This is a genomic window from Streptococcus sp. 27098_8_82, from assembly GCF_041431615.1.
Taxonomy (GTDB): Bacteria; Bacillota; Bacilli; order Lactobacillales; family Streptococcaceae; genus Streptococcus; species Streptococcus sanguinis_K.
Map to the genome: position 1 here is coordinate 535,704 of NZ_JAPVYB010000001.1, position 13,173 is coordinate 548,876.

10 protein-coding genes and 1 CRISPR repeat array are annotated in these 13,173 nt (G+C 42.6%); all 10 genes read left to right on the forward strand.

Going from position 1 to position 13,173, the window contains the following annotated elements; all coding sequences use genetic code 11:
* Nucleotides 1-3 precede the first annotated feature (3 nt).
* The 10 genes from O3627_RS02635 to csm3 all read left to right on the forward strand — a co-directional run bounded on the left by O3627_RS02635 (nt 4) and on the right by csm3 (nt 13,172).
* Nucleotides 4-816 carry a purine-nucleoside phosphorylase gene (locus tag O3627_RS02635; protein WP_371621274.1) on the forward strand — a complete coding sequence of 271 codons (813 nt, stop codon included), beginning with the start codon at nt 4-6 and terminating at the stop codon, nt 814-816.
* Nucleotides 817-1,148: 332 nt separating this feature from the next.
* Nucleotides 1,149-1,862 (forward strand): purine-nucleoside phosphorylase, encoded by a 714-nt coding sequence (deoD, locus tag O3627_RS02640; RefSeq protein ID WP_032908957.1) that lies wholly within the window; start codon nt 1,149-1,151, stop codon nt 1,860-1,862.
* Nucleotides 1,859-2,620 (forward strand): hypothetical protein, encoded by a 762-nt coding sequence (locus O3627_RS02645; RefSeq protein WP_002917157.1) that lies wholly within the window; start codon nt 1,859-1,861, stop codon nt 2,618-2,620. The genes deoD and O3627_RS02645 overlap by 4 nt, the downstream gene beginning before the upstream one ends.
* An 11-nt stretch (nt 2,621-2,631) precedes the next feature.
* Complete coding sequence (locus O3627_RS02650) at nt 2,632-3,369, forward strand: NAD-dependent protein deacylase (RefSeq protein ID WP_125382309.1); 738 nt, start codon at nt 2,632-2,634, stop codon at nt 3,367-3,369.
* A gap of 112 nt (nt 3,370-3,481) precedes the next feature.
* Nucleotides 3,482-4,483 carry a CRISPR-associated endonuclease Cas1 gene (cas1, locus tag O3627_RS02655; RefSeq protein WP_268685826.1) on the forward strand — a complete coding sequence of 334 codons (1,002 nt, stop codon included), beginning with the start codon at nt 3,482-3,484 and terminating at the stop codon, nt 4,481-4,483.
* The gene (cas2, locus tag O3627_RS02660) at nt 4,480-4,812 is read left to right on the forward strand and encodes a CRISPR-associated endonuclease Cas2 (protein WP_125382306.1); all 333 of its coding nucleotides are present in this window, start codon (nt 4,480-4,482) and stop codon (nt 4,810-4,812) included. The genes cas1 and cas2 overlap by 4 nt, the downstream gene beginning before the upstream one ends.
* 103 nt (nt 4,813-4,915) lie before the next feature.
* Nucleotides 4,916-7,538: direct repeats of the CRISPR family, unit length 37 nt; unit sequence GTTAGAAACCCCAGTCTCCTCGAGAGGGGACGGAAAC.
* Between the two features lie 1,659 nt (nt 7,539-9,197).
* Entirely contained in the window at nt 9,198-9,932 is a 735-nt protein-coding gene (cas6, locus tag O3627_RS02665) for a CRISPR-associated endoribonuclease Cas6 (protein WP_002917162.1), read from the forward strand.
* The gene (gene cas10, locus O3627_RS02670) at nt 9,913-12,117 is read left to right on the forward strand and encodes a type III-A CRISPR-associated protein Cas10/Csm1 (protein ID WP_343091766.1); all 2,205 of its coding nucleotides are present in this window, start codon (nt 9,913-9,915) and stop codon (nt 12,115-12,117) included. The genes cas6 and cas10 overlap by 20 nt, the downstream gene beginning before the upstream one ends.
* 3 nt (nt 12,118-12,120) lie before the next feature.
* Nucleotides 12,121-12,510, forward strand: a complete 390-nt coding sequence (gene csm2, locus O3627_RS02675) for a type III-A CRISPR-associated protein Csm2 (protein WP_343091765.1) — start codon at nt 12,121-12,123, stop codon at nt 12,508-12,510.
* Nucleotides 12,510-13,172 (forward strand): type III-A CRISPR-associated RAMP protein Csm3, encoded by a 663-nt coding sequence (gene csm3 / locus O3627_RS02680; RefSeq protein ID WP_343091764.1) that lies wholly within the window; start codon nt 12,510-12,512, stop codon nt 13,170-13,172. Before csm2 ends, csm3 begins: the two co-directional genes overlap by 1 nt.
* Nucleotide 13,173 lies beyond the last annotated feature (1 nt).

Sequence of the window (13,173 nt, forward strand, 5' to 3'; positions counted from 1 at the left end):
TTTATGACAAGCTTATCAGAAAAAATCAAAGAAACAGCAGACTTCTTAAAAGAAAAAGGTATGACAGAACCTGAATTTGGTCTGATTTTGGGATCTGGTTTGGGAGAATTGGCTTCTGAAATCGAAAATGCCGTTAGTCTTGACTATGCGGATATTCCAAACTGGGGCCGCTCAACTGTTGTTGGTCACGCTGGGAAATTAGTTTATGGAGACTTGGCAGGACGGAAAGTCTTGGCACTGCAAGGCCGTTTCCATTTCTATGAAGGAAATCCTTTAGAAATCGTTACTTTCCCAGTGCGTGTGATGAAGGCTCTTGGTGCGACAGGTGTTATTGTGACAAATGCAGCTGGTGGTATCGGCTATGGTCCTGGTACACTTATGGCGATCACTGACCACATCAATATGACTGGTCAAAATCCTTTGATTGGTGAAAACTTGGATGAATTTGGTCCACGTTTCCCTGATATGTCTAAATCTTACACTCCAGAATACCGTGCCGTCGCTCATAAAGTTGCTGATAAGCTTGGTATCAAGCTTGATGAGGGTGTCTATATCGGTGTAACTGGACCAACTTATGAAACGCCAGCAGAAATCCGTGCTTATAAGACGCTTGGGGCGGATGCAGTAGGCATGTCTACTGTTCCTGAAGTGATTGTAGCAGCACATTCTGGTTTGAAAGTCCTTGGAATTTCATGCATTACAAACTTTGCTGCTGGTTTCCAAGAAGAGCTTAATCATGAGGAAGTGGTGGAAGTAACAGAACGTGTCAAGGGTGATTTCAAACGACTGCTTAAAGAAACGCTTGCTGAATTGTAAAAAAATGTTGAAAGGCGTAGTGTCTGGGTTGGTAATTAAACCCGGAACAGCCTTTCTATCTAGCCGATAAAATCATTAAACTAAAGAAAGCTAGAGTGTGTTCAGATTTGAACACGAGCGAAAAACTATCTTTCAAATAAACACAGAAAGGAAGGGCATCTGAGTTTGAATTGAACTCGGGCTAGTCTTTCTATGAAATATTAAAATTAAGAAAGAAAGGAATTGAACCCACCCTAAAAGCGGTGGGAAAAAGATAGATGGTCTTGCGAGCATCGCTCACTGCGCCCATCTCCTATTTTCCCTTTGCTTTTGACGGGTTTGGTATCTTAATTATGTCTATTCATATTGCTGCTAAACAAGGCGAGATTGCTGATAAAATTCTTCTTCCGGGGGATCCGCTTCGGGCTAAGTTTATTGCGGAAAATTTCCTTGAGGATGCTGTTTGCTTCAATGAAGTCCGCAATATGTTCGGTTACACGGGTACTTACAAAGGCGAGCGTGTTTCTGTTATGGGAACGGGGATGGGAATGCCCTCAATCTCTATCTACGCGCGTGAGCTGATTGTTGACTACGGTGTGAAAAAGCTAATCCGTGTCGGAACAGCGGGCTCGCTGAATGCTGATGTCCATGTTCGTGAATTGGTTTTGGCGCAGGCAGCTGCAACTAACTCCAACATTATCCGTAATGACTGGCCACAGTATGATTTTCCGCAAATCGCTAGCTTTGATTTGTTAGATAAGGCTTACCATATCGCCAAAGGTCTTGGTATGACAACCCATGTTGGAAATGTTTTGTCGTCTGATGTCTTTTATTCAAACTACTTTGAAAAGAACATCGAGCTTGGTAAGTGGGGCGTTAAGGCAGTGGAAATGGAAGCTGCGGCTCTTTACTACTTGGCTGCTCAATACCATGTGGATGCTCTTGCTATCATGACTATTTCTGACAGCTTGGTCAATCCAGAAGAGGATACGACAGCTGAAGAACGCCAAAATACTTTCACCGATATGATGAAGGTTGGTTTGGAAACCTTGATTGCAGAAGCATGAAAGTAGATGTCAAAGAAGCCATTCTCTTTGCTATTTCCCGCTATGACTATGCTTATGCCCATAAACTAGCTGAGCGAGCAGGAAGCGGTGTCCAGTCTGACTTGGTCCTTCTTCTTGAGGCTTTAGCGGAGCGAAGAGAGCTCAACATCCAATCTATGATGAATCTAAAGTTGGAAATCACTGGGTCTGACCTAGCTGATTTTCAGCTTTTTTGCCATGAAAATGAAGCGGATGAGCAGCTGGTCAATTACCTTTATGACCTTGAAGCCAAGCTGAGAAATGAGCAGCTGATTGACTTTATCCGAGCTGTAAGTCCGGCTATTTATCGGATTTTTATGCGGCTGATTCGCATGCAAATACCAGATATTGACAGCTATATTCATAACTCTCGAGGGGCCAGTTATGACCGTTGGAAGTTTGAAAAGATGCGAAATTCTGATAATCCTGACCTGCAAAATTTTCATGCGGAAAGCACAGTCAATTCTTCTAGTTTGACGGAGCTGATTTTGCAGTTGCATTTGCCCGAATCCGTCAAAGAATCAGCACGACAGCTAAGAGAGTTAGAAAAGTCAGTCCGCAATCCCCTAGCTCATCTTATCAAGCCTTTTGATGAGGAAGAATTGCACAGAACAACAGGTTTCTCATCTCAGCACTTTATGGAGCTTCTGGTTGATTTGGCGCAAGAGACAGGCATTGTTTATCAGAGGGAACCTTTTTACTTCGACCGAGCGAATGCGGTCATAGAAAGTCTCTTATAAGGAGTAGCAGGATGGATAAGATTGCAAGGCTGCAAGAATTGATAGACCAAAGTCAGAATATCGTCTTTTTCGGTGGGGCGGGTGTTTCGACGGAGTCCAATATTCCAGACTTCCGCAGTTCAGATGGGGTATACAGTGTCAAGCTGGGACGGCATTTTACAGCGGAGCAGCTGGTTTCTCACACTATGTTTGAGCGCTATCCGCAGGAGTTTTTTGACTTTTACAAGAAGTACCTACTCTATCCAGAGGCTAAGCCCAATGCTGCTCATGCCTACTTGGCAGACTTGGAGAAGGCAGGCAAGCTCAAGGCTGTGGTAACTCAGAATATTGATAGTTTGCATGAAATGGCCGGTTCGAAAAAGATTCTCAAGCTTCATGGCAGTGCAGATAGAAATTACTGTCTGAATTGTCAACGGTTCTATGATTTAGACGACTTTCTGGCTCTGCAGGGTACCATTCCTCGCTGCCTTGACTGTGGCGGTATTGTCAAGCCAGATGTGACCCTCTATGAAGAACCGCTAGATATGGAAGTTTTCCGTCAGGCGGCCCAAGCTATCCATCAATCTGACCTACTGATAATCGGTGGCACATCCTTAGTCGTCTATCCAGCAGCCAGCCTCATCCAGTATTTTGCAGGTAAGCATTTGGTCGTCATCAACAAGACCAGCATCCCTCAGGATAGTCATGCTGACTTAGTTATTGAGGGTAAAATAGGGGAAGTCTTGGGGGAATTAAGAAGAGATGGCTAGAATCTATTTCTAAAAATAAGAAAGAAAATACTCTTGTAGATTTTGCAAGGGTTTTTATTGACAACTTAAAATAGATATATTAAAATATTAAATAAAAAGAAAGTGTTTTAATATGACCGATTTGTATATTCAGAACTCTTCATACAGCTTATCAATTAGTGCTCATAAGTTAATGATAAAGAACCAAGAACGCACAATGCTCAAGGCTATTTCATTAAGTCTAATTGATAACATTCTTATATTTGGCAATTCTCAGTTATCAACACAATTACTGAAATCTTTATCTCGCCATGGGATTCCAGTCTTCTATTTTTCTAGCAAGGGTGAGTTTTTATTTTCGATGGATTCTTTAAAGGAAGCAGACTATGAAAAGCAGAGAGAGCAGGCCCAAGCTTCTTTTGATAAAAGTTTCTGTCTGAAGATGTCTCAGAGAATAGCTTCAGCAAAAATCATGAATCAATTAAATCTGCTAAAAGCATACGATGAGCAAGGGCTATTTGACGAAGAGGACTTTAAACGTTTTAAATCTGCTTGTGAGAGCCTTGAATCTGCCAAAAGCATATCAGAAATTATGGGGATTGAAGGCAGGATTGCAAAATCTTATTTCTACTATCTAAATCTACTGGTCGAAGAAGATTTTCAGTTTTATAGTCGCAATAGGAGGCCGTCCTTAGATCGTTTTAATGCGCTGTTAAATTTTGGGTATTCGATTTTGTATTCCTGTTTTATTGGCTTGATTCGGAAAAATGGTCTTAGTGCAGGCTTTGGAGTTACCCATCAGCCACATAACCATCATGCAGTACTAGCCAGCGACCTAATGGAAGAGTGGCGGCCAGTCATCGTAGATGATACTGTGATGAGTCTGATTAAGCATGGTGATATTAGGGGGGAGCATTTTGAGAAGATGGGGGAGGAAATGCATTTGACTTCGGAAGGCATTGAAGTATTTTCTCGAGCTATGAGGGAGCGCATCTTAGAAATCCATCATTATGTCGAATTGGATAAGAACCGCTATACTTTTTTGTACATGGCAGATCAGCAAGTCAAGTCTTTGATTCGATGTTTTAAGTCAAGGAATGCTGACGACTATATCAGCAGTTATACGGGAGAGTGAAGGTGACTTTTTATAATCTTGATAGTGTCAGCAAGGAATTTGCCAGGAAGAAAACAAAGTTTTGTCTGGTTATTTATGATATCGTAAGTGATAAAAGGCGTTTAAAACTAGCCAAGCTTTTAGAAGGCTATGGTAGAAGGGTTCAGCGTTCTTGCTTCGAGGTCGATATAGAAAAGCTGAATTTTGAGCTTTTGATAAAAGATATAAGAGACTTTTATCAAGCCGATGAAGGAGACAATATCATCGTATATGTCGGGCATAAAGAAGAAACTGTAGTCTTTAATCCCTATGCTGGCGCTGAGTTGCTGGAAGAGATATTATTCTTTTAATCTTTAAAATTTGCTGGCTTCATGGTATAATAAGGATAAGTTTCAACTGGGATGTCAAACTATATTTAGTAGTTTGACGCGAAGACCCTATACAAGATATGGGGTTAGAAACCCCAGTCTCCTCGAGAGGGGACGGAAACCGTATAGAAAAGGCGCTAGGAAGATGAGCAAGATAGCTAGTTAGAAACCCCAGTCTCCTCGAGAGGGGACGGAAACCAGATACCATATTAATTGTTGTTGCTGATACATCATTTGTTAGAAACCCCAGTCTCCTCGAGAGGGGACGGAAACGTCATATAAATCACTTTCGCTTGTTATCTCCAACCGTTAGAAACCCCAGTCTCCTCGAGAGGGGACGGAAACTCGAAGTCTTTCCCATAAGCATAGATGGCAGTACCATTCGTTAGAAACCCCAGTCTCCTCGAGAGGGGACGGAAACCAAACTGAATTTTACTTTTAGCTTCTGGATTACTTCTTCAGTTAGAAACCCCAGTCTCCTCGAGAGGGGACGGAAACTCGTACAGTATTGTCAAACTCTTTGATTTGTTCTTCGGATAGTTAGAAACCCCAGTCTCCTCGAGAGGGGACGGAAACTGATTTGCAGTAGAGTCGTCAATACCATCATTTACGGTTAGAAACCCCAGTCTCCTCGAGAGGGGACGGAAACATTACCAACTTGTTCTGTATCGAGCTCGGCAATTTTGTTAGAAACCCCAGTCTCCTCGAGAGGGGACGGAAACTTAGAGAAGTCTACGCCAGAGTTGTCTTCAGTTGCGTTAGAAACCCCAATCACCTCGAGAGGGGACGGAAACTTGACATATATGTTTCATAAATGAAACGCTCTTTTTGTTAGAAACCCCAATCACCTCGAGAGGGGACGGAAACCCTTTGGTATCATTAGGATTCTGACTGTAGCGTGGGTTAGAAACCCCAATCACCTCGAGAGGGGACGGAAACGGAACTTCCTCTACACGTTTAGTAAACTTGTAGTCCGTTAGAAACCCCAATCACCTCGAGAGGGGACGGAAACAGGTCTGGCTTCACCTCTAGAAGAAGACCAACCCGGTTAGAAACCCCAATCACCTCGAGAGGGGACGGAAACGAGAGTTTGAAAAACTCTTCATCTGATTTCAGCACACCGTAATAACCCCCAGCCGCCTCGAGAGGGGACGGAAACTCAAATTCTTTAGTATATTTAATAGCATTTGTTGATGTAAGCCCCCCCAATCACCTCAAGAGGGGACGAAAACGCTATGGACGGGAAGAACATCTGGAAGCACTCGTTATTGTAAGCCCCCCATTCACCTCGGGAGGGTACGGAAACTGTGTCAATTCCAGTGGCAAGGCTTCCTCGATATCAACGTAAGAAACCCCAGTCACCTCGAGAGGGGGCGGAAACTTAACTTTTGACATATTAATGCCCTCCTTAAATTTAGTAACAATTCCCATTCGCCTCGCGAGGGAACGAAAACCGCCGTAGTTCGACCGATAAGTTGTACATTATTCAGGTAATAACCCCCATTCACCTCGCAAGGGTACGGAAACTCAAAATGTATTGTATTCTGGATATTTACTAATTCTGTAAGAACCACCAGTCACCTCGGGAGGGGACGGAAACAGAGAAATTCGTCGCGCTCTTGGTGAAATAGCGAAAAGGTAAGACACCCCAGTTACCTCGGGAGGGGACGGAAACTTAAATACTGTAATCTCTTTAATAATCTCATTCTGGGGTAAGCCCCCCATTCACCTCGAGAGGGGACGGAAACAAATTAAGCACTGCTGCCATTCCTACAAAGTTGACTACATTTAGAAACCCCAGTCTCCTCGAGAGGGGACGGAAACATTGATAGTAATGCACCTATAATCTCACCCCCTTATTTAGAAACCCCAGTCTCCTCGAGAGGGGACGGAACCTCTTCCTCAGACAAGTTTTCGAATACGCTACCGGCGTAAGAACCCTCATTCACCTCGGTAGGGTACGGAAACTCATCATCCTCCAGCCAAGCCACTTGATGACCACGAGTAAGACACCCCATTCACCTCGGGAGGGGACGGAAACTGATAAACCCTTTTAATTTCATTCAACACTTGGATAGTAAGACCCCCATTCACCTCGGTAGGGTACGGAAACTCAAGGAGTGGATTTGTACTACTTTTTGTAATCAAGATAGTAAGCCCCCCCAGTTACCTCGAAAGGGTACGGAAACGCTCGATGCGCTTGTTGTATTCGTCCCACAGTGACTTGTAAGAAACCCCAGTCAGCTCGCGAGGGGACGGAAACAGGCCTTTCATTTCGTTGATGACTGCGATTGTCTTATCAGTAAGAAACCCCCGTCGTCTCGAGAGGGTACGGAAACGTAATAAAATTTTGTCGAACGTCATTATCATTCAAAGTAAGAACCAACCCTCGGTCACCTCGAAAGGGTACGGAAACCTGTTCTTCATGGTTGCATAACATACTGCCATGTTGTGTTAGAACCCCCAATCACCTCGCGAGGGTACGGAGACCTTGTCGTAGTCGTCCAAGTGCCAAGTGTGGTCTTATAAGCCTCCATTCATCTTGAGAGATTACGGAAACTTATCTACGTATTGGTCATTAACTTCAGCACCACTTGTAAGAACCCCCAGTCAGCTCGAGAGGGTGCGGAAACTCAGCTCAATCCGGACATGAATGTTATTAGATATGTGGGTAAGACACCCCAGTCACATCGGAAGGGGACGGGAACATTTCAATTTGTTCTGTACCAATGACATAATTTCCTGCACAATTCACCTCGCGAGGGGACGGAAACTTCTGCGGGCAGTTGTTTACACAACAAAATACACTCGTAAGATACCCCAGTCACCTCGAGAGGGGACGGAAACAGCAACACTGAAATAAATACTGCCATTTTATTTCGTAAGAAACCCCAGTGACCTCGAGAGGGGACGGAAACAGAGTGATACCGTAATCTGTTAAAGCCTTAGACTCCGTAAAAAACCCCAGTGACCTCGAGAGGGGACGGAAACTAGAAACCTTTATTCTTTAAGGTTTTCAACACATAGTAAGCCCCCCAGTCACCTCGGGAGGGGACGGAAACGTTACATCTACCTTGTCGTAGAAGCTGTCTCCTTGTTTCGTAAGACACCACATCCACCTCGGGAGGGTACGGGAACGTATGTGTTGGTATTTTGTTTTCAAATGGTACTACGGGTAAGAAACCCCCAACCACCTTGAAAAGGGGCGGAAACTCTTTCCAATTTGCCCATTGCTGTTGTATCCAGTTCCTGTAATAACCCGCATTCACCTCGGGAGGGGGCGGAAACGTCTATGGTAGCTGTCATCTAACATTGTCCAAACCAGTAACAATCCCCATTCACCCCGCAAGGGGACGGAAACACTGGAATACCGTTTTCTGTCCAGTCAAAACCATCGTAAGCGCCTTAGCGTTCTCGAGAGGGTACGGAAACCTAGGCTCTGCCATGCTTTTAGCAACCGTACCTTTAGTAATAACCCCCATTCACCTCGCGAGGGGACGGAAACCTTGTTGACAAGCCAGCGCTCGATTGTGTAGACGGTAAGAAACCCCAGTTACCTCGCGAGGGGAGGGAAACAAGCTTGATGCAATTTGAAATACCTCTTTATTGCGTAAGAACCCCCATTCACCTCAGGAAGGTACGGAAAACCAATCAAGCCATTATTGGTAGTATCTGTTCCATCTGGTAACAAACCCCAGTCACCTCGGGAGGGTACGGAAACTGATTTTCATATTATATTCCTCTCTTTCTATATAGGTAATAACCTCCAGTCACCCCGCGAGGGTACGGAAACTCACGCACTGCATACCAATAATTTGGAGTTCGGTAAGTAATAACCCCCATTTACCTCGAGAGGGTACGGAAACCCTTTAGCAAGACCTGCTACATGTTGACGGTCATACATGTAAGAACCCCCAGTCAGCTCGAGAGGATACGGAAACTCTCTGCGTTCGAAAATAATAGTTTCCAATTTAGTTTAGTAAAAACCCCCAGTTACCTCGAAAGGGGACGGAAACAAAGATAACAAAGCGGTCTGTAATATCGATATTGGTTTGTAAGCCCCCCAGTCACCTCGGGAGGGGGCGGAAACAGTCAAACGAGCTGTGACCTTTTTACTGATTGCATCAAGTTAGAAACCCCAGTCACCTCGAGAGGGGCCTGCAAACTGGGAAGGCTAAGAGATATTTTTCAAATCAGATTAAACTATAAAAAAATTACAAAAAACCTTGACGACGCTTTCAAAATTTGATATAATAACAATCGTAAAAACAGTACTGATAATAAATAAAAAAGGGCGCCCTAGATTCGGTGAAAAATACTTTCACCGTTTTTAGGCGCTTTTTCTTATTATAGAAAGGAATGGAAATGTGAAGAAAATACGATTGCATCTTTCAAAGGCATCTTTGAAGGATGATGACTTAGTCTGTAAACTGCAGGGCTTTCTCATGGAGAAGCTGTCGGATGACTTTGCCTCCTTCCTCCATCAGCAAGAGACCAATCCCTATTCGATGAATCTTCGTTCGGAGCGGGAGGAGTCTATTTGGACGGTAAACTTACTTTCGGAAGAAGCGGAGCAGCAGATATTGCCCCAGCTATTGAGTCTTGAAACGATAAAATTAGAGACTTATTCTGAGGAGATTCTGGTGAAGAATATCGAGATCCAGTCCCTTTCTTCCCAGTCCTTGCTGGAGATTTTTCAGGGAGATGAGGCTTCGCACTTGATAAGCCTGAACTTCTATACTCCGACGACCTTTAAACGTCAGGGACAGTTTGTCCTTTTTCCAGATACACGTCTAATCTTTCAGAGCCTCATGCAGAAGTACAGCCGGCTGGTAGAAGGCAAAGCAGAGATAGAGGAGGAAACGCTGGAGTTTTTAGCAGAGCATAGCCAAATCACTAGTTATCGTCTGAAGAGTCATTATTTCCCGATTCATGGACGAAAATACCCCGCCTTTGAGGGCAGGGTAACTATTCGGATCCAGGGAGCATCTACCTTAAAGGCCTATGCCCAGATGCTTCTGAGATTCGGGGAATATTCTGGAGTCGGAGCTAAATGCAGCTTAGGAATGGGAGGGATGAGAATTGAAGAAAGAAAAACTTGATTTGATTTACCAGGCCTTGTTTTATAACTTTGGCAGCCTTATAGCAAGAGCTGAAAACAAGGAAGACTATAGTGAGGAACTGGTTAAGAACTGGCTTGAGCAAAACGCTCCGCACTGGTCGGACATAGACAGTCAACAGAAAGAACGCAGTGAAAAAATCATTCTCTTAGCCAATCAAATGGCTAGTGGCTTAGATCTAGATGCTCCTGAAGTTTTATCGGATCATTTTAAGCCACTTGCTGATATTTTTAATGTTTTCAAAGAGAAAAGGAGTTACCTTTATAAGCCTTTGACTTTGTTAGAGGATGAACAAAGGCTACCAGAGTCAGCTGATTTAGGAGGTCTTCCAATTACTCAGCAGGACTATAAGAGGATTCTTGATAAATTGGCAGCTATTCTGAAAGAGCATTCTTTCAGCGTAGAAAGTATACCGGATCTCCTTCACGTACTGGAAGCTCTCTGTTCATTTGTACCTGTAAGTCCAGGTCTGGAAGATTTTGCAGATATTAATGTATCTCAGCATAGTCTCTTAACGGCAGGATTTGCAGCTGCTATCTGGGATTATCTAGAGGAGCATGGAGATGACTGGCTGGATGCCTTTAGCCAAGAAAAGGTCTTTCTACTTGCGAGTTTTGATGTATCCGGTATTCAGGATTTTATCTATAATATCTCAAGTGGCGGAGCAGCTAAACAGCTGAAAGCCCGAAGTTTGTACCTTGATTTGATGAGTGAACATATCGTTGATAGCTTGCTGGAAAAACTAGAGCTTTCAAGAACAAATCTACTCTACGTCGGAGGAGGTCATGCTTACTTCATCTTGGCAAATACGGAGAAAACAACCGCTCTTTTAAAGGAGTTTGAAGCTTCTTTTAATCAGTTCTTACTAGAGAACTTCCAGACAGGACTCTATGTCGCTTTTGGATGGACAGCATTTGCGGCAGGGGAGATTACTAGACAAGTCCAGTCTACATCAATAGATTCGCTTGCTGCATATCGAGCTATCTATCAAAAGACTAGCCGGATGATTTCTGATAAGAAGCTTTCACGATATGATGCAGAGACCTTAAAATTCTTAAACAAAGGTGGAAATAATTCTGAAAGAGAGTGTGAAATCTGCCATTCTGTAGAGAAGCTTAGAAAACAAGTTTATGAGGATGAAGAGCATTCTCTCTGCCATATTTGTGATGAACTGAGAAAATTCTCAAAAAGGATTTCAGATGATACCTTCCGAGTTTGCAGAGGTGGAGCAGCTGGTTTGCCAATCGGTCCCGATGCTGTACTGGTAACAGCTGAAGGTGATCAAGCCTTGCAAACAGACCGCTTCTATGTCAAGAATAAGTGGTCACTTGATCAGTCAGGAACTCATATTTTTGCGGGTGACTATCGCTATGCAGAGATTCATGAGTATGCTGATATGGCTCAGGACAAAGATACTGGTTTGGGAATTCGTCGTTTGGCTGTTGTTCGTTTGGATGTGGATAATTTAGGTGCAGCCTTTATGGCAGGTTTTTCTCATCAAAAAGATGGAATCTACAGTAGTTTTTCAAGATCAGCGATTTTCTCTCGTAATATGAGTCTGTTTTTTAAGTTCTATATTCAGCAGTTTGCGGATGGGAAAAAGATGACGATTATCTATGCTGGTGGGGATGATGTCTTTGCTATTGGTGCTTGGAAAGATGTGATTGATTTTACAGTGGAATTGAGGCAAGCCTTCTTAAAATGGTCTGATGGGAAGTTGACACTTTCTGCTGGTATTGGCTTGTTTGCTGATAAAACCCCTATCAGTCTTATGGCGTCTTATACTGGAGACTTGGAAGAGGCTGCAAAAGAAAATGACAAAGATAGTCTTAGTTTATTTGAGGAGAAATTCACATTTAAATTTGATGATTTTATCACTGAAATCTATCAAGGTAAGCTGATTAACATTCGCTCCTTCTTTAAGAGTCAAGATGAGCGAGGAAAGGTATTTATTTACCGTTTGATTGAACTTTTGAGAGACTATACGAAAATCAATGTAGCTCGTTTGGCTTATTATTTAGCACGTCTTGAGAACAGTTCCAAAGACAAAGAAGCTTTTAGAGAGTTTAAAAATCTCTTTTTCAGCTGGTACAATGCTGGAGCAAAAGAACGAAAAGAGGCTGAGGCAGCTCTCTTACTCTATCTTTATGAAACTAGAAAGGATTAGGAAATGGTAATTTTAACGGATGAAAATTATGTTGATAAGGCAGAAGAGGCTATTAAGAATTTAAAGCGTAATGAGAGAGATAAGAGAAATCCTGATGCTTTTCTTCTGACCACAAGCAAGATTCGCAATCTCTTGAACTTAACAAGTAACCTTTATGATGAGAGCAACAGTAAAGACTATTCTCGCTTAAAAGATAAGGTAGCTTATTTAAGAGTGCAGTTTGTTTATCAGGCTGGAAGAGAGTTTTCAGTCAAAAATTTAGTAGAAGAAGCTGATATTCTAAGAGCTTTACAAGAGGTACAGCAAATGAAAAATAAGGAGACCTTGCAACGTTTTTGTCGCTATATGGAGGCCTTAGTTGCTTATTTCAAGTTTTATGGAGGTAAAGATTAATGACATACGCAAAAGTAAAAATTTCAGCTAATATTCACTTAGAGACTGGTTTACATATCGGCGCTAGCAATGCTTTTGCAGCTATTGGTGCAACTGATTCTCCTGTCATTAAAGACCCGATTACTAATTATCCAATTATCCCTGGATCTAGCATTAAAGGAAAAATGAGAAGTCTGTTAGCTAAGGTTTACAATGAGAAACTCGCTTCTTCACCTAAAGATGATGGAGAAGTTCTAAGTCGACTCTTTGGTAATCATAGCAAAAAAGAATTTAAAATTGGCAGATTAATTTTTCGAGACGCATTTTTGATAAATGCTGACGAATTAGATAAAAAGGGTGCTAGAGGATATACTGAGGTTAAGTTTGAGAATACTATTGACCGCATTACAGCTGAGGCAAACCCGCGTCAAATTGAAAGAGCTATTCGAGAAAGTGTCTTTAATTTTGAACTGATTTATGAAATTACAGATGAGTCAGCCGAACAGGCAGAAGAAGATTTAAAAGTTATTATTGATGGACTAAAACTTTTAGAGTTGGACTATCTTGGAGGTTCTGGAAGCCGTGGGTATGGAAAAGTTTCTTTCGAAGATTTGCAACTTGAGACAGTCTTCGGAACTTATGATACTAGCAACTTGAATGAGTTATTGAAAACGGAGGTCTAAC

Coding starts and splice junctions, on each gene's coding strand:
- O3627_RS02635 (WP_371621274.1), top strand. CDS start 4: ATGACAAGCTTATCAGAAAAAATCAAAGAAACAGCAGACTTCTTAAAA.
- csm3 (WP_343091764.1), top strand. CDS start 12,510: ATGACATACGCAAAAGTAAAAATTTCAGCTAATATTCACTTAGAGACT.
- O3627_RS02650 (WP_125382309.1), top strand. CDS start 2,632: ATGGATAAGATTGCAAGGCTGCAAGAATTGATAGACCAAAGTCAGAAT.
- O3627_RS02645 (WP_002917157.1), top strand. CDS start 1,859: ATGAAAGTAGATGTCAAAGAAGCCATTCTCTTTGCTATTTCCCGCTAT.
- deoD (WP_032908957.1), top strand. CDS start 1,149: ATGTCTATTCATATTGCTGCTAAACAAGGCGAGATTGCTGATAAAATT.
- cas1 (WP_268685826.1), top strand. CDS start 3,482: ATGACCGATTTGTATATTCAGAACTCTTCATACAGCTTATCAATTAGT.
- csm2 (WP_343091765.1), top strand. CDS start 12,121: ATGGTAATTTTAACGGATGAAAATTATGTTGATAAGGCAGAAGAGGCT.